Raw genomic sequence first — 15,296 nt, 5'->3', positions numbered from 1 at the left:
CCCCCGCCGTTCTTCGACGGCATCGGCGGGCCGCCACCAGCCATCGCCGACATCCACGGCGCGCGGGTGCTGGCACTGCTGGGCGACTCGGTGACCACCGACCACATCTCCCCCGCTGGCAACATCAAGGCCGACAGCCCGGCCGGGCGCTACCTGCGCGAACAAGGCGTAGAACCACGCGACTTCAACTCCTACGGCTCGCGGCGTGGCAACCACGAGGTGATGATGCGTGGCACCTTCGCCAACATCCGTATCCGCAACGAAATGCTGGGGGGGGAAGAAGGCGGCAACACCTTGCACGTGCCCACTGGCGAGAAGTTGTCGATCTATGATGCGGCCATGCGTTACCAGCAGGAAGGCACCCCGCTGGTGGTGATCGCCGGCCAGGAATACGGCACCGGCTCGAGCCGCGACTGGGCAGCCAAGGGTACCAACCTGCTGGGTGTCAAAGCCGTGCTCGCAGAAAGCTTCGAGCGTATTCATCGCTCCAACCTGGTCGGCATGGGCGTGCTGCCGCTGCAATTCAAGGCCGGGAACGACCGCAAGCAGCTGGGGCTCACCGGCAAGGAGCAAATCGATGTGCTGGGTTTGAACGGCGCGCAGATTCGCCCGGGCATGAGCTTGCCCTTGCGCATCACCCGCGAGGATGGCCAGCAGGAACAGATCGACGTGTTGTGCCGGATCGATACCCTGAATGAAGTGGAGTATTTCAGGGCCGGGGGCATTCTGCATTATGTGTTGCGTCAGCTGATTGCTGGCTGAGGTGCCTGGCTGAAGATATGCAGCGCCTGTGAAATCGAGCGCCGCCCGCGCGGCGCTCGATTTCACAGGCGCCATAGCTCCAACGACGCTCCATTAAATAATCATTCAATAAAACCAGCCGCTTGCCGATAACCGTCCAAAGCCCTGCGGACTATCAACCCATGCGTAACAACCAGCCGATTACCCAGAGAGAACGGACTTTCCCTGCCCAGCAGCGGTTGATCTCCACCACCAACGCCAAGGGCGTGATCACCTACTGCAACGATGCCTTCATCGAAATCAGCGGTTTCACCCGCGAAGAGCTGACGGGCGCGCCGCACAACCTGGTACGCCACCCCGACGTGCCGGCTGCAGTGTTTGCCCACATGTGGCAAACCCTCAAGCAGGGCCAGCCATGGATGGGTATCGTCAAGAACCGCTGCAAGTCTGGCGACCATTACTGGGTCAACGCCTACGTCACACCCATCTTCGATAACAACCAAGTTGTCGGCTTCGAGTCGGTGCGAGTCAAACCCACCGCCGAGCAGATCCGTCGCGCCGAAGGCCTGTACCAGCGCATCAACCAGGGCAAGCCGGCCGTACCTCGCAGGGACAAGTGGCTGCCAGTGCTGCAGGACTGGCTGCCGTTCATCCTCATCAGCCAGGTAGGCTTCCTGATCGGCAACTGGCTGGGCCATTCCTGGGGCTTTGCCCTGGCTGCCGGGCTATCCGTGCCCTTGGGCCTGCTCGGCCTGAGCTGGCAGCAACGCGGCCTCAAGCGCCTGTTGCGTCTGGCCGAACAGACCACTTCCGACCCGCTGATCGCACAGATGTACACCGACAGCCGTGGCGTGCAGGCGCGCCTGGAAATGGCCATGCTCAGCCAGGATGCCCGCATGAAAACCTGCCTGACCCGCCTGCAGGACAGTGCCGAGCACCTCAGCGACCAGGCGCGTCAGTCCGATGCCCTGGCGCACAAGAGCTCCTCGGGGCTGGAACGCCAGCGAGTGGAGACCGAGCAGGTTGCCGCTGCGGTAAACCAGATGGCCGCCACCACTCAGGAAGTGGCCAACCACGTGCAGCGTACTGCCGACGCCACCCAGGAAGCCAACCGCCTGACCAGCCAGGGCCGGCAGATTGCCGGGGAAACCCGCGAGGCCATTGAACGCCTGTCGGCGGCGGTGGGCGAAACCGGCCAGACGGTGACGCAACTGGCCAAGGACAGCGATGAAATTGGTGGCGTGGTCGACGTGATCAAGGGTATTGCCGACCAGACCAACCTGCTGGCGCTGAATGCGGCCATCGAAGCGGCGCGTGCCGGTGAAATGGGCCGCGGCTTTGCCGTGGTAGCCGATGAAGTGCGCCAGCTGGCCCAGCGCACCGCCGAATCCACCGGGCAGATCCACGGCCTGATCGCCAAGTTGCAACAAACCGCCAGCAATGCCGTGCTGACCATGGAAACCGGCCACCGCCAGGCGCAGGAAGGTGTCGACCGGGTGATGCAGGCTGACGAAGCATTGGTGGGGATCAGCGAAGCGGTGGCCAACATCACCGACATGGCCACCCAGATTGCCGCAGCGACCGAGGAGCAGACCGCAGTGGCTGACGAAATCAGCCGCAACATCAGCACCATTGCCGAACTGGCCGACCAGACCGCCGAGCAGGCGCAGCACTCGGCACTGCTGAGCGAGGAACTGACCAGCACGGCAGGGAGCCAGTATTCGTTGGTGGAGCGGTTCAACCGCTGATTGCAGCAGGCTTGCACCGTCCCTGTAGGAACGCCCTTTCGCGACACAAGGCTGCCTGCAGGGACCGCGTGAGCCCGGCTTGCTGCGTTACCAGTCCAACTGCAAGCGGCTTTCGAAAAAGCGCTCTTCGCCGCTCAGCGGGTCGTCGAAACGCAAGCTGTGCGCCAACAGTTTCAGCGGTCGCTGATAGTCATCTTCTTCGTTGCGCAACTGCGGATAGAAAGGGTCGTTGCTGATCCCCGCCCCCAACGCTGCCATGTGCACGCGTAGCTGATGGGTCTTGCCTGTCACTGGCGACAAGCCATAGCGCCACAGCTCACCGTTCTTTTCCAGCACTTGGGCCAGGGTTTCACTGTTGGCCTCGCCCTCAACTTCGTGCATGCGAAAAAACGGCTCGCCATGCACCAGGCGGCTTTTGTGCACAAGTGGAAATGCATGCTGCGGCAGGGCAGCGGCAATGGCCTGGTAGCGCTTGTCGATACGCCGCTCGGGGAACAGTCGCTGGTAGGCGCTGCGGCTTTGCGGGTTGGCGGAAAACAGCACAAGCCCTGCGGTGTGCCGGTCAATGCGGTGCAACGGCACCAAATGTGGGTTGCCCAGACGACGGATCAGTCGGCGCAGCAAGGTCTGCTCGACATACTCACCCGTCGGCGTCACAGGTAGGAAATGCGGTTTGTCGGCCACCACCAAGTGCTCGTCCACATGCAGTACCACCTCCTGCACCGGGATTGGCCGTTCGTTCGGCACTTCGCGGAAGTAGTGCAAACGCATGCCACGCTTGTAAGGCAGCTCGGCGGAAACCGCCTGCCCCTCGGCATTCAGCACCCGGCCACGGGCAAAGCGGTCAAGCCACTGGGCGCGGTCGATGGCCTTGAAATGGTCACACAAGCAATCGAGCACTGTCGCCCAGTTACCGGGTGGCAGGCACACCGTGCTGGCTTGCTGGCGGGCGGGGTCGAAAGGCGTGGTCATGGCAAGGCTCGTAACGTTCACGGCCGCGCATTATCGCCCAAGCCCGCGCCCTCAACCAGCCTCGGCCACTGCCTCGCTGCGTTCCTTCAGCCAGCGCAGCACCTGCACAGGTTCCCAGCGGCCAGGGTCATAGAGGGCATAGAGCAACCCCTGGTAGCCCACCACATCCAGCCCACGGTGGTAACCGGCACGCTGGAACAAGGCCTCGATCTCGGCGAAGCAGGTATTGAAGTGGACCTTGCCGAACGGCGTGCGGTCGTCGGTCACCAGGCCTTCGAGGCGCAGTTCCAGAACGGCGTCGGCCACCCGCTCCACGGGCATGCGGTTGACGCTGTACTTGAGTTGCTCGACGTTGAGCATGGTTTCACCTCAATACTGTATTTATATACAGCATACGAACATACCCTTGCTGCCGTCAATGCGCTTCATTGCAGCCCCGCCAGGTAGCCGCTCCCTTTGCGTATGGTCAGCACCTGTCTACGCGGCGTGTCTCGCGCCACTGACAGATGCACCCACTTGTCGAATTCCAGAATGAGTTGATCGAAGGGCACGCCACTTTCGCTGATCCGCCGCACGGTCTCACGCGGGCTGACCTCGACCACCGTGAAGTCCGCCGCCAGCCCTTGCACATGCTGGCTGCTCACGGCACCGCCGATCAGCCGGTTGACCTTTTCGCTGCGATAGCCGCTGCTGACAATGATGGGCGCGTCGAACAGTGCACGTACCTGTTCCAGCGCACAGCACAGCAACAGCAGGTTGGCCCTGGCTTCAGGGGGTGGGGTGTTATCGAATCCGTCCCTGGCGGCGAGCTGGGAAACGGTCATTTCATCGAAGGTGAAATGGGGAGTGATCAACATGGCGAGCGATTCCGATGATGGAGAAGGTCTGGGCGCCAGTGCGCCGGAACCTGATCATCAGCTCGCTTCACAGACCATGGAGCAGGGTTGCAACTCCTCTGCGGCCTTCATTGCCCAAGAAAGGCCACCACCTGTTCGGCATCGAACGGCCAGTGCAACTCGGCGCTGTTGTCGCAGCGCCGCAGCACCGGAATGATCAAGCCATAGCGCTCGAACAAGGACTCGCTCTCGGCGATGTCGACCAGTTCCACCAGCAGGCCGTGATCGACGAAAGGCATCAGCACAGCCTCGGCCACTTCGCACAGGTGGCAGCCGAGGGTGCCGAACAGTTGGCATTCAGGCAGCATGGAGCAGATCCCGGTTTGGCATGCAGAGAAACCTATTCTAGGTCTGTCGCGCCCGTCATGCACCTGACCTGGCTCAATCCTGGCTGGTGGCGCCAATACGGTGCAACGACAAGTCCGCGCCCTGGAACTCCTGCTCATGGCTCAAACGCAGGCCGTGCAGCGCACGAATTGCCCCGTACACGGCAAAGCCACCGACCAAGGCCACCAGCACGCCCATCAGGCTGCCCAGCAGTTGGCTGACCAGGCTGACACCCCCCATGCCGCCCAACGCCACCTGGCCGAAGATGCCGCAGGCAATGCCACCCCACACACCGCACAAGCCGTGCAATGGCCACACGCCGAGTACGTCGTCGATCTTCCAGCGGTTCTGCGCTGCGGTGAAGGTCCAGACGAACAGCGCACCCGCCACCAGACCAGTGGCCAGTGCGCCAATCGGGTGCATCAGGTCGGAGCCGGCGCAAATTGCCACCAGCCCGGCCAGCGGCCCGTTGTGCAGGAAGCCCGGGTCGTTGCGCCCGGCCAGCAGGGCCGACAGTGTGCCGCCGACCATGGCCATCAGCGAGTTGATCGCCACCAGGCCGCTGACACCCTGCAAGGTCTGGGCGCTCATGACGTTGAAGCCGAACCAGCCGATGATCAGGATCCACGAGCCCAGTGCCAGGAAAGGAATGCTCGACGGCGCAAACGCCACCAGCCGCCCATCGCGGTAGCGCCCACGGCGCGCACCCAGCAACAGCACCGCCGCCAGCGCCAGCCAGCCGCCCATGGCATGCACCACCACAGAGCCGGCAAAGTCATGGAACGGCGCGCCGAAGCGTGCTTGCAGCCAGGCCTGCACGCCCAGGTTACCGTTCCATACCACACCCTCGAAGAACGGGTAGACGAACGCCACGATCAACGCCGTGGCACACAGCTGCGGAACGAAGCGCGCCCGCTCGGCGATACCACCCGAGATGATCGCCGGGATCGCCGCCGCGAAGGTGAGCAGGAAGAAGCACTTGACCAGCGCATAGCCATGGTCGGCAGCCAGGGTCGCCGCTGGCTGGAGGAAGTTGACCCCATAAGCGATCCAGTAGCCTATAAAGAAGTACACCAGCGCTGAAATGGCAAAGTCGCTGAGGATCTTCGACAAGGCGTTGACCTGGTTCTTGTGGCGCACCGTGCCCACTTCGAGGAACGCGAAGCCGGCATGCATGGCCAGCACCAGAATGGCGCCCATGAGTATGAACAGGGTGTTGGAACCGTGGACCAGGGAGTCCATCGCGCTGTGCATGTTTTCCATGAAATAGGCAGACCTGCTGAAAAGGCACCAGGACAGTTCAAGAACCTGCATCCCTGCACCGAATCGGTGCCAGCCCCCTGCCCTGCTTCGGTGAGCCGGGCGAAGCCTGCGTGGTTTTTTCTTGGGTTTGTCGTGGATTGGGTTAAGGTTTATCGGTATTCGCTGCGTATGGCGCCCTGAAACGGCGCAAAACCCGCCAGAGGCGCCCCGCAACGTGGCAAAGGCTTAGCAAGGCCCATACCAGCACCGGCACTTGAACCTTCCACGCGTGCTGTTACTCGAACTACCAACACTCATCGACAGGGAGAGACCCATGGCCAGCAAATCGGCAAAGACTGCACAAGAGATATTGATGGCTGACTTCCAGGCCTTGGTGCGCGACACCGAGAAGCTGCTGGCGGACACCGCCAACCTGGCCGGAGACCAGGCCGACGAATTGCGCGAACAGATTCACGACCGTCTGGCCCAGGCCCGCGAAACCCTGCAACTGACCCAGGACTCGGTGCGTGATCGCGGCCAGGCGGCGCTGGGCAGCGCCGAGCAGTACGTACAGGAAAACCCGTGGCAGGCGATCGGCATCGCGGCCGGCGTCGGCCTGTTGATCGGCCTGCTGGCCAACCGGCGCTAAGGGGTTCCCATGGAGAATGAAGCCAACGCTTCCGGCGCCTCGGGCAGGCGCCTGGGCGCGGCCGCGCTGGGGCTGCTGCACAGCCACATCGAGCTGTTCGGCATCGAGCTGCAGGAGCAGAAAGGCCGGACCTTGCGCCTGCTGCTGTTCGCCGGGCTGGGCCTGGTGTTCGCCCTGCTGCTGCTGACCGCACTGTCCGGGCTGCTGCTGGTGCTGCTGTGGGACAGCTATCGACTGGCCGGGATCATCGGCCTGTGCGTGTTCTATGGCATTGCTGCGCTGTACTGCGGTGTACGCCTTAAGGCGGCGGTGTTCGACGAGTCATCGCCCTTCGGCGCCACCCTCGAAGAACTTGCCAAGGACCGGGAGCGCCTGTTGCCATGAGCCTGCCAGAACTGCCGAACACGCGTAACCCGCGAGAACTGCGCAAGGCGCTGTTGCGCCTGCGCATGGAGATGCACCGCCAGGAAATTCGCCACGAGTCCGGGCAGTTGCTTGAGCCGCTGCGCCGCGTACGCGGCATGGGCAGCTCGCTGCAAGATGGCCTGGGAATCAAGCATGCGCCCCTGTGGGGCATCGGCGCCGTGGTAGCGCTGGGCTTCCTCACGGGTAAAGGCGTGCGCAGCGGCAACCTGACGCGCCTGGTACGGTTGGGCACCAGCCTGCTGCCGCTGGTACGCCTGTACCTGCAAGGCAACCGCCGCCCCTGAACACGCGCGCAGCCTGCAGGAGCTGCCTTGTGCTGCCCCTACAGGCTATGCTGCTGGCTTCGAACGACCGGAGACCGCGCCTTGGACTGGCACACCCTGCTTACCCGCGAACGCCTGGGCAAAGCCCTGTACAGCGCCGATGAACTCGGGCGCAGCCCCTTCCACAAAGACCACGACCGCATCATCTTCTCTGGTGCCTTTCGCCGCCTCGGGCGCAAGACCCAGGTGCACCCGGTTTCCAGCAACGACCATATCCACACGCGCCTGACCCATTCGCTGGAAGTCAGCTGCGTGGGTCGCTCGCTGGGCATGCGCGTCGGCGAAACCCTGCGCGACAGCCTGCCGGACTGGTGCGCCCCCAGTGACCTGGGGATGATCGTGCAGTCGGCCTGCCTGGCCCACGACATCGGCAACCCGCCCTTCGGCCACTCCGGCGAAGACGCCATTCGCCACTGGTTCCAGCAGGCCGCCGGGCGTGGCTGGCTGGACGACATGAGCGACGACGAGCGAGCCGACTTCCTCAACTTCGAAGGCAACGCCCAAGGCTTTCGCGTGCTCACCCAACTGGAGTATCACCAGTTCGACGGGGGCACCCGGCTGACCTATGCCACCCTCGGCACCTACCTCAAGTACCCCTGGAGCGCCCGCCATGCCGACGCCTTGGGCTACAAGAAGCACAAGTTCGGCAGCTACCAGAGCGAACTACCCCTGCTCGAGCAGATAGCCCGCAAGCTCGGCCTGCCCCAACTGGAGCACCAGCGCTGGGCGCGCCACCCACTGGTTTACCTGATGGAAGCTGCCGATGACATCTGTTACGCGCTGATCGACCTGGAAGACGGCCTGGAAATGGAGCTGCTGCAATACGCCGAAGTCGAAGCGCTGTTGCTCGACCTGGTCGGCGAAGACCTGCCGGAAACCTACCGCCAGCTCGGCCCGCGCGACTCCCGCAGACGCAAGCTGGCAATCCTGCGCGGCAAGGCCATCGAACACCTGACCAACGCCGCCGCCCACGCCTTCGTCGAACAGCAGCAGGCGTTGCTGGCCGGGCGACTGCCGGGTGACCTGGTCGAGCATATGCACGGCCCGGCCAAGCGCTGCGTGCTGCAGGCCAAGGACATGGCACGCAACAAAATCTTCCAGGACAAGCGTAAGACCCTGCACGAAATCGGCGCCTACACCACCCTGGAAATACTGCTGAACACCTTCTGCGGTGCGGCACTCGAACAGCACGGAGGGCGCACGCCATCGTTCAAGAGCCGCCGGGTGCTGGACCTGATCGGCAACAACGCACCAGACCCGCACGCCTCGTTGCACAGCGCCTTCCTGCGCATGATCGACTTTATCGCCGGCATGACCGACAGCTACGCCAGTGAAATGGCGCGGGAAATGACCGGGCGCTCCAGCCCGACCTGAACCACGTCGGTGCAGCCTGGGCTCGGCCCAGCGCTGCTCCGCGTGTTGCAGGAAACTTCCTACGCATGCTGGCTGCAAACTAAACACCACGTATAAATATCAATGAAAAGTTACTAAGTGCGCTTTGACATTGCGTTAAGCATGCCTATTTCGTAGCCCGTTTTGTTTTATCTTGTAAGCCATTTCCCATATGGCGCTAACAGCCCTTCCTCCCATGCCAGACGACTTCCAACTGCGATAAGGTGCCACCTGTCACCGTCAATCGACCGCAGGGAAGTTGAACATGCACTCCATATTTATTGTTGACGACCACCCGGTCATCCGCCTGGCCGTCCGTATGCTGCTGGAAAACCAGAACTACAAAATTGTCGGCGAGTCGGACAATGGCGTAGACGCCATGCAGATGATCCGCGAGAGCAACCCCGACCTGGTCATCCTCGACATCAGCATTCCCAAGCTAGACGGCCTGGAGGTGCTTTCCCGGTTTCAGTCCATGGCCCTGCCCTTGAAGGTGCTGGTATTGACTGCACAATCCCCGGCATTGTTTGCCGTACGCTGCATGCACTCGGGTGCCGCAGGTTACGTGTGCAAGCAGGAAGACCTGAGTGAACTGCTCAGTGCTATCAAAGCCGTACTGGCCGGTTATAACTATTTCCCCAGCCAGGCTATTAAGCACAACCAGGTGATCGATACCGACTTGCAACTTTTTCGCCAGGTAAATGACCGTGAATTGATGGTACTGCAACTTTTCGCTCAAGGCCGCAGCAACAAGGAAATCGCCAAGGGCATGTTTCTCAGCAGCAAGACCGTCAGCACCTACAAGAAGCGCCTCATGCACAAGCTACAGGTCAACACGCTGGTCGACTTGATCGAGATGGCCAAGCGCAATGCGCTGGTCTGAGAGTGGTCATGACCTACGCGCTCGCCCGCCTGTTGCTCGCGCTGCTGCTGTTCAGCGGTGGGACACAGGCTGCCCATCTTGAAGCCTCGTCCTTTACGTTGCTGGCACGCACATCGTCCGCCCCGGCTCAGCCCCGGCTCACGACCGAACAACGGCAATGGCTGGAAGGTCGTCAGGAACTGGTGCTGGGTACCTCGGCCCCCGACTATCCGCCGTTTGACATCACCAGTGGCGGCCATGATTACCAGGGCCTGACCGCCGACTACGCCAGCCTGATCGGCAAGGCCCTGCAGTTGCCGGTACGGGTGCTGCGCTTCTCCAGCCGACAGGCTGCGGTAGAGGCGCTCAGAAACGGCGATATCGACCTGCTGGGCAGTGCCAATGGGTACGAGGCGGACAATGACGCCCTGGCGCTGTCACACCCCTATGCCATCGATCAACCGGTACTGGTAACGCGTGAAGACGAAAACTGGGCGCTGGACCTGGACCTGACCGGGATGCGCCTGGGCATGCTCTACCACTACCTGCCCAGACAGGAAGTGCTCAGCGCCTACCCCAAGGCAGAGCTGCTGGCCTTTGGTTCTTCCAGCCAGGCATTGAACGCCGTGGCGTTCGGCCAGGCCGACGTGTTCATCGGTGACACCATCTCCACGCACTACCTGCTCAACCGCGGCCACCTGCCACGCCTGCGCATGGCCAACTTCAGCAAGCATGAGGCCATCGGCTTCGGCTTTGCCCTGCGCCAGCAGGATACCCTGCTGTTGGAACTGGTGAACGCCGTCCTCGACAACCAGCCCCCAGCCCTGCGCGCCAGCATCTTCAAACGCTGGAGCGCCGGCAGCGACCTACTGTTGACCGACCGCAACCTGCAGTTGAGCGAAAGCGAGGAACAATGGTTGCAGGATCACCCGGTGATGCGTGTGGTCATCGACGACACAGCTGCCCCGCTATCCTATTTCGACGACGCGGGGCATTTTCGCGGCATCACCGCCGACCTGCTGGAGCTCATTCGCCTGCGCACTGGTTTGCGTTTCGAAGTACAGCGCGCCAGCGGCATCGCCGACATGATCGCTCGCCTGAAGGATGGCCGGGCGGATGTGATTGCTGCATTGGCTACCACGGAGGTGGGCGAGGACAACCTCCAACTAAGCCGTCCCTACCTGGAAAGCACCTATGTGCTGGTCAGTTGCAAGGACAATCCGGCCTTCAATTCGCTGGATCAACTGCAAGGTCATCGCATCGCCATCGCCCGCTACAGCGCCATGGACGCCATGCTGTCGCGGCACTATCCGCAGGTCGGCTGGGTCGAGACCGAAAGCGCGTTCTACTCGATGGCGTTACTCAACAGCGGTGCCGTAGATGCGGTGATCACCACCCTGATAGATGCTAACCACGCCTTGGCCAGCAACCCCGAACTGGTGATCCGCACCTCGATCGGTAGCGAACCGGCCAATTTCGCGATGGCCACCACTGCCCAGTCACCTGCGTTGGTGTCGATCCTCGACAAGGCCCTGCTGAGCATCTCACCGGAGGAGCTGGGGGTAATCAACAACCGCTGGAGCGGCTTTGGCCGACATGAAGATAACAACGTCAGGGACTATAGCCAGCTTGCCCTGCAGGTGGTGCTGGGCACGGCCCTGCTTCTGCTGCTGGCCTTGCTCTGGAACGCTCGCCTGCGCCTGCAGATTCGCCAGCGTCAGCATGCCGAGCGTGCGCTGAACGACCAGCTGGCATTCATGCGTGCCCTGCTTAACGGCACCCCCCACCCGATGTATGTGCGTGACCGCGAGGGGTGCCTGAAAAGTTGTAACTACAGCTACCTCGAAGCCGTGCAGGCCAGCTCTGATCAGGTTATCGGCAAACAGCTGGACTGCAGCCTGTTCGCCGATAGCGAGCAGACTCGGCAGATCCAGGCTGATCACCTGGAAGTCATGGCCGCGGGCTCACCGCTGATCAAGGACCGTCCACTACGGATCAAGGGTCGGGAACTGACCATCTACCACTGGATCTTGCCGTACCGCGACTCCCTGGGTGAAGTGCAGGGCATCATCGGCGGCTGGATAGACATCAGCGATCGCCGCCAACTGGTCATGGATCTGCGCCAGGCCAAGCAGCAGGCGGACGATGCCAACCGCGCCAAAAGCACGTTTCTGGCCACCATCAGCCACGAAATTCGCACCCCGATGAACGCCGTCATCGGCATGCTCGAGCTGGCAGTCAAGCGTGCCGACCAGGGCCGGGTGGACCGCAGCGCGCTGGAACTGGCACACCATTCGGCCAAGGACCTGCTGGGCCTGATCGGCGATATTCTGGATATCGTACGGATCGAGTCCGGGCACTTGTCCCTGGCCCCGGAGGCGGTCGACCTGGCGGCCTTGATCGAATCGGTGGGGCGCATTTTCGATGGCCAGGCGCGGCAAAAAGGCCTGGTCCTGGAAGTGATGATCGCGCCGGCCGCACGTTGCCACGTTCTGCTTGACCCCCTGCGCTTCAAGCAGGTGCTGTCCAACCTGGTGAGCAACGCCATCAAGTTCACCGAGCACGGCCAGGTGCGTATTTGCGTCGACCTGCTGAACGAGGGCGCTGACACGCCAGCAACGCTGGAGCTTGAAGTGCGCGACAGTGGCATCGGAATCCACGCCGACGACCTGCAGCGCCTGTTCAACCCGTTCATTCAGGCCAACCCGCACAGCCAGGGCGCCCGTGCAGGTACCGGGCTGGGCCTGGCCATCTGCCGCAACCTGTGCGACATGATGGGCGCCAACCTGTCCATCAAGAGCCTGGAAGATGTCGGCACCCAGGTGCGGCTGAAGATGCCATTGCTACGGGTCGATGGCGCCGTGCTGCCGGCACCGTTGCCCGAGCACCTCGATGTCCCCGACCCACGGCTGAACGTGCTGGTGATCGATGATCACCCGGCCAACCTGCAGCTGATGGCGCAACAGCTTGCCTACCTGGGCCTGGAACACAGCAGCGCCCGCGATGGCCGCGAGGGCCTGGCCACCTGGCGAGCGGGCGAATTCGATGTCGTGGTACTCGACTGCAACATGCCGCACATGAACGGTTACCAACTGGCGACGGCCGTGCGCACCGAAGAACGCCATGGCAAGCGGCCACGCTGCACCATCCTTGGCTACACCGCCAACGCACAGCCGGAAGTACGCCGCAAGTGCCTGAGCGCAGGCATGGACGACTGCCTGCTCAAGCCCATCAGCCTGAGCACCCTCAGCCAGCGACTGGCGGGTATTCGCCCTCGCCGCCAACACCGCCCCCGACGCAAGCTGTACCAGCTGGACGGCCTGGCCGCCGTGGTAGGGCCTGACCCACTCGAGCGCCAGCGCTTCCTGCTGGCCTTGCAGCAGAGCCTGCAGGCCGACCTCGCCAGCTTGATGATGCTGCATCCGCAACATGACAGCGGCGCGATCACCGAGCACGCCCACAAGGTGCTGAGCGCCGCGCGCATGCTGAAAGCCCCTTACCTGATGGCGGCCTGCGAAGCGCTTGAAGCCGCTGGTTTGCCCACTGCCCAGGTGCGCTTGCGGCGCCAGGCACTGGCACGGCATATGTGCCGCGTGGAACGTGCGCTGACCAAGGAGTTGGCCACAAGCACAGATACTCAGGCAGGCAGCCAAGCGTGTTAACTGGTAGACTGCGCGGCGTTATTACCTAAGAGGATTGTTTCATGGCCACAAACCGCTCCCGTCGTCTGCGCAAGAAGCTGTGTGTCGACGAGTTTCAGGAATTGGGCTTCGAGCTGAACCTGGAATTCAAGGAAGATCTGGATGACCAGGCAATCGATGCTTTCCTCGACGCGTTCCTGGAAGAAGCCATGGACGCCAACGGCCTGGATTATGTAGGCGGTGACGATTTCGGCCTGGTTTGCTCGGTCAAACGTGGCTCGGTCAGCGAAGAACAGCGTGCTGCCGTTGAAGCCTGGCTCAAAGGCCGTAGCGAACTGACCAAGATCGAAGTCAGCCCGCTGCTGGACGCCTGGTACCCGGAAAAGCCGATCAACAAGGCTGAGTGAGACTTGTCAGCTTCGTGCTGAAAGGTTGATTGCTGAAAAGGCCACCCCCCGAGGTGGCCTTTTTATTGGCGATGCTTTTCCGTCGAACGTGGCGCATCGACGCTGCGCTTGGGGCATAATGCGTATTCTTTACGTCGTGGGGCCATCATCTCTTACAGCCCCAAAGCCCTTTTCCCTCGCCGCAGGGTATTTACTCACTATGATCAAAACGCTTCGTCCCCTCTTTCTCGCCGGCTTGCTGTTGCCAATTGCCTTGCCCAGCCACGCCGCCGCCGTCAATACCACCCTGCCTGCCAAAGTGCAGCAGGCACTCAAGGCCAACAAGCTGCAGGACACTGCGCTGTCGCTGGTGATGCTGCCGCTGGACGGCCCCGGAACCCCGACCGTGTTCAATGCCGATGTTTCGGTGAACCCGGCCTCGACCATGAAACTGGTCACCACTTACGCCGCCCTCGAGCTGCTGGGCCCGACCTTTCAGTGGAAAACCGAGTTCTACACGGACGGCACCCTGAGCAACGGGGTGCTCAACGGTAACCTGTACCTCAAAGGTGGCGGGGACCCCAAACTGAACATGGAAAAGCTGTGGTTGCTGATGCGTGACCTGCGCGCCAATGGCGTGCGCACCGTCACCGGTGACCTGGTGCTGGACCGCAGCCACTTCGTGCAGCCCAACCTGCCGCAGTTCAACGACGACGGCGGCGATGAAAACAAGCCGTTCCTGGTCAAGCCCGACTCGCTGCTGGTCAACCTCAAGGCCCTGCGCTTCGTCGCCCGTAACGACGGCGGCAAAGTTACCATCGCAGTGGAACCACCGATTGCCAGCATCCGTATCGACAACCAGGTCAAGGCCGTGGCATCGAAACAGTGCACCGGTGATGTGCGCTACAACCCGGTGCCCCAGGCCGACGGCATCAGCGTGACGATCAGCGGCCAGTTGGGTGACGGCTGCAACTCGCAGACTTACCTTTCGCTGCTCGACCACCCGACTTACGCCGCCGGTGCCGTGCGCGCGATCTGGAACGAACTGGGTGGCAGCATTCAGGGTGGCGACCGCATCGAGAATGTTCCCAAAAGCGCTCGCTTGCTGGCCCGCGCCTTCTCGCCAGACCTGGTGGAGGTGATCCGCGACATCAACAAATACAGCAACAACACCATGGCCCAGCAGCTGTTCCTGAGCCTTGGCGCGCAGTTCCGCACCGATGCCGATGGCGACGACGCCCGCGCCGCCCAGCGCGTGGTGCGCCAATGGCTGGCCAAAAAGGGTATTACCGCGCCGCACCTGGTAATGGAAAACGGCTCTGGCCTGTCGCGTGCCGAACGGGTCAGTACCCGGGAAATGGCTGCCATGCTGCAGGCTGCCTGGAAGAGCCCTTACGCTGCCGAGTTCATGAGCTCGATGCCGCTGGTGGGCATGGACGGCACCATGCGCAAGCGCTTGAAGCGCACCGCCATGACCGGTGAAGGGCACATCAAGACCGGTACGCTGAACACCGTACGGGCGATTGCCGGTTTCAGCCGCGACAGCAACGGCCATACCTGGGCGGTGGCGGCGATCCTCAACGACCCAAAACCGTGGGGCGCCTCGCAGGTGCTGGACCAGGTGTTGCTGGACCTGTATCGCCAGCCGAAGCTGGCTGGCAGCACAGCGGCCAACTGATGGGTTGGTCGGT

General features: G+C 62.4%; 14 protein-coding genes and 1 pseudogene. 10 read left to right on the top strand and 5 right to left on the bottom strand.

The genetic code is table 11. From position 1 onward, the window contains the following. Both APH35_RS24045 and APH35_RS24040 read left to right on the top strand, forming a co-directional pair. Positions 1-762 (top strand): annotated as a pseudogene (locus APH35_RS24045) (aconitate hydratase); the annotation flags it as partial. A 161-nt stretch (positions 763-923) separates the two neighbouring features. Further along, positions 924-2,489, top strand: coding sequence for a methyl-accepting chemotaxis protein (locus tag APH35_RS24040; RefSeq protein ID WP_012271319.1), 1,566 nt, complete (start codon positions 924-926; stop codon positions 2,487-2,489). 87 nt (positions 2,490-2,576) lie between these two features. On the opposite strand, the gene APH35_RS24035 is transcribed toward APH35_RS24040, so the two are convergent. The 5 genes from APH35_RS24035 to APH35_RS24015 all read right to left on the bottom strand — a co-directional run bounded on the left by APH35_RS24035 (position 2,577) and on the right by APH35_RS24015 (position 5,947). Then, positions 2,577-3,461 (bottom strand): pseudouridine synthase, encoded by an 885-nt coding sequence (locus APH35_RS24035; RefSeq protein WP_060515649.1) that lies wholly within the window; start codon positions 3,459-3,461, stop codon positions 2,577-2,579. Positions 3,462-3,512: 51 nt separating this feature from the next. Beyond that, positions 3,513-3,821 carry a hypothetical protein gene (locus APH35_RS24030; protein ID WP_012271317.1) on the bottom strand — a complete coding sequence of 103 codons (309 nt, stop codon included), beginning with the start codon at positions 3,819-3,821 and terminating at the stop codon, positions 3,513-3,515. 65 nt (positions 3,822-3,886) lie between these two features. Next, the gene (locus APH35_RS24025; RefSeq protein WP_012271316.1) at positions 3,887-4,318 is read right to left on the bottom strand and encodes a D-Ala-D-Ala carboxypeptidase family metallohydrolase; all 432 of its coding nucleotides are present in this window, start codon (positions 4,316-4,318) and stop codon (positions 3,887-3,889) included. Between the two features lie 107 nt (positions 4,319-4,425). Further along, complete coding sequence (locus APH35_RS24020; RefSeq protein WP_012271315.1) at positions 4,426-4,665, bottom strand: glutaredoxin family protein; 240 nt, start codon at positions 4,663-4,665, stop codon at positions 4,426-4,428. Positions 4,666-4,738: 73 nt separating this feature from the next. Then, on the bottom strand, positions 4,739-5,947 hold the full coding sequence (locus APH35_RS24015) for an ammonium transporter (RefSeq protein WP_012271314.1): 1,209 nt from the start codon (positions 5,945-5,947) through the stop codon (positions 4,739-4,741). Between the two features lie 313 nt (positions 5,948-6,260). Here APH35_RS24015 and APH35_RS24010 point away from each other — a divergent pair, with 313 nt between their 5' ends. The 8 genes from APH35_RS24010 to dacB all read left to right on the top strand — a co-directional run bounded on the left by APH35_RS24010 (position 6,261) and on the right by dacB (position 15,283). Beyond that, the gene (locus APH35_RS24010) at positions 6,261-6,575 is read left to right on the top strand and encodes a DUF883 family protein (RefSeq protein WP_012271313.1); all 315 of its coding nucleotides are present in this window, start codon (positions 6,261-6,263) and stop codon (positions 6,573-6,575) included. A 9-nt stretch (positions 6,576-6,584) separates the two neighbouring features. After that, positions 6,585-6,959 (top strand): phage holin family protein, encoded by a 375-nt coding sequence (locus tag APH35_RS24005; protein ID WP_012271312.1) that lies wholly within the window; start codon positions 6,585-6,587, stop codon positions 6,957-6,959. Further along, entirely contained in the window at positions 6,956-7,285 is a 330-nt protein-coding gene (locus APH35_RS24000; RefSeq protein ID WP_012271311.1) for a hypothetical protein, read from the top strand. The genes APH35_RS24005 and APH35_RS24000 overlap by 4 nt, the downstream gene beginning before the upstream one ends. Positions 7,286-7,366: 81 nt before the next feature. Continuing rightward, positions 7,367-8,698, top strand: a complete 1,332-nt coding sequence (locus tag APH35_RS23995) for a deoxyguanosinetriphosphate triphosphohydrolase (RefSeq protein WP_041166433.1) — start codon at positions 7,367-7,369, stop codon at positions 8,696-8,698. A gap of 283 nt (positions 8,699-8,981) precedes the next feature. Then, positions 8,982-9,599 carry a response regulator transcription factor gene (locus APH35_RS23990; protein WP_012271309.1) on the top strand — a complete coding sequence of 206 codons (618 nt, stop codon included), beginning with the start codon at positions 8,982-8,984 and terminating at the stop codon, positions 9,597-9,599. An 8-nt stretch (positions 9,600-9,607) separates the two neighbouring features. Continuing rightward, positions 9,608-13,240, top strand: coding sequence for a transporter substrate-binding domain-containing protein (locus APH35_RS23985; protein ID WP_060515648.1), 3,633 nt, complete (start codon positions 9,608-9,610; stop codon positions 13,238-13,240). 41 nt (positions 13,241-13,281) lie between these two features. After that, the gene (locus APH35_RS23980) at positions 13,282-13,626 is read left to right on the top strand and encodes a YggL family protein (protein ID WP_003248695.1); all 345 of its coding nucleotides are present in this window, start codon (positions 13,282-13,284) and stop codon (positions 13,624-13,626) included. Between the two features lie 199 nt (positions 13,627-13,825). Continuing rightward, positions 13,826-15,283 (top strand): D-alanyl-D-alanine carboxypeptidase/D-alanyl-D-alanine endopeptidase, encoded by a 1,458-nt coding sequence (dacB, locus tag APH35_RS23975; protein ID WP_060515647.1) that lies wholly within the window; start codon positions 13,826-13,828, stop codon positions 15,281-15,283. The last annotated feature ends 13 nt before the right edge of the window (positions 15,284-15,296 follow it).

Origin of the sequence: Pseudomonas sp. NBRC 111132, assembly GCF_001320565.1 — a bacterium.
Taxonomy (GTDB): domain Bacteria; phylum Pseudomonadota; class Gammaproteobacteria; order Pseudomonadales; family Pseudomonadaceae; genus Aquipseudomonas; species Aquipseudomonas putida_P.
The sequence above is the reverse complement of the archived record's forward strand: the minus strand, read 5'-3'. Positions and strand labels throughout refer to the sequence as shown.

What these genes read in the sequence shown, in the direction of transcription:
- APH35_RS24040 (WP_012271319.1), top strand. Translation starts at nt 924, where the DNA reads ATGCGTAACAACCAGCCGATTACCCAGAGAGAACGGACTTTCCCTGCC.
- APH35_RS24035 (WP_060515649.1), bottom strand. Translation starts at nt 3,461, where the DNA reads ATGACCACGCCTTTCGACCCCGCCCGCCAGCAAGCCAGCACGGTGTGC.
- APH35_RS24030 (WP_012271317.1), bottom strand. Translation starts at nt 3,821, where the DNA reads ATGCTCAACGTCGAGCAACTCAAGTACAGCGTCAACCGCATGCCCGTG.
- APH35_RS24025 (WP_012271316.1), bottom strand. Translation starts at nt 4,318, where the DNA reads ATGTTGATCACTCCCCATTTCACCTTCGATGAAATGACCGTTTCCCAG.
- APH35_RS24020 (WP_012271315.1), bottom strand. Translation starts at nt 4,665, where the DNA reads ATGCTGCCTGAATGCCAACTGTTCGGCACCCTCGGCTGCCACCTGTGC.
- APH35_RS24015 (WP_012271314.1), bottom strand. Translation starts at nt 5,947, where the DNA reads ATGGAAAACATGCACAGCGCGATGGACTCCCTGGTCCACGGTTCCAAC.
- APH35_RS24010 (WP_012271313.1), top strand. Translation starts at nt 6,261, where the DNA reads ATGGCCAGCAAATCGGCAAAGACTGCACAAGAGATATTGATGGCTGAC.
- APH35_RS24005 (WP_012271312.1), top strand. Translation starts at nt 6,585, where the DNA reads ATGGAGAATGAAGCCAACGCTTCCGGCGCCTCGGGCAGGCGCCTGGGC.
- APH35_RS24000 (WP_012271311.1), top strand. Translation starts at nt 6,956, where the DNA reads ATGAGCCTGCCAGAACTGCCGAACACGCGTAACCCGCGAGAACTGCGC.
- APH35_RS23990 (WP_012271309.1), top strand. Translation starts at nt 8,982, where the DNA reads ATGCACTCCATATTTATTGTTGACGACCACCCGGTCATCCGCCTGGCC.
- APH35_RS23985 (WP_060515648.1), top strand. Translation starts at nt 9,608, where the DNA reads ATGACCTACGCGCTCGCCCGCCTGTTGCTCGCGCTGCTGCTGTTCAGC.
- APH35_RS23980 (WP_003248695.1), top strand. Translation starts at nt 13,282, where the DNA reads ATGGCCACAAACCGCTCCCGTCGTCTGCGCAAGAAGCTGTGTGTCGAC.
- dacB (WP_060515647.1), top strand. Translation starts at nt 13,826, where the DNA reads ATGATCAAAACGCTTCGTCCCCTCTTTCTCGCCGGCTTGCTGTTGCCA.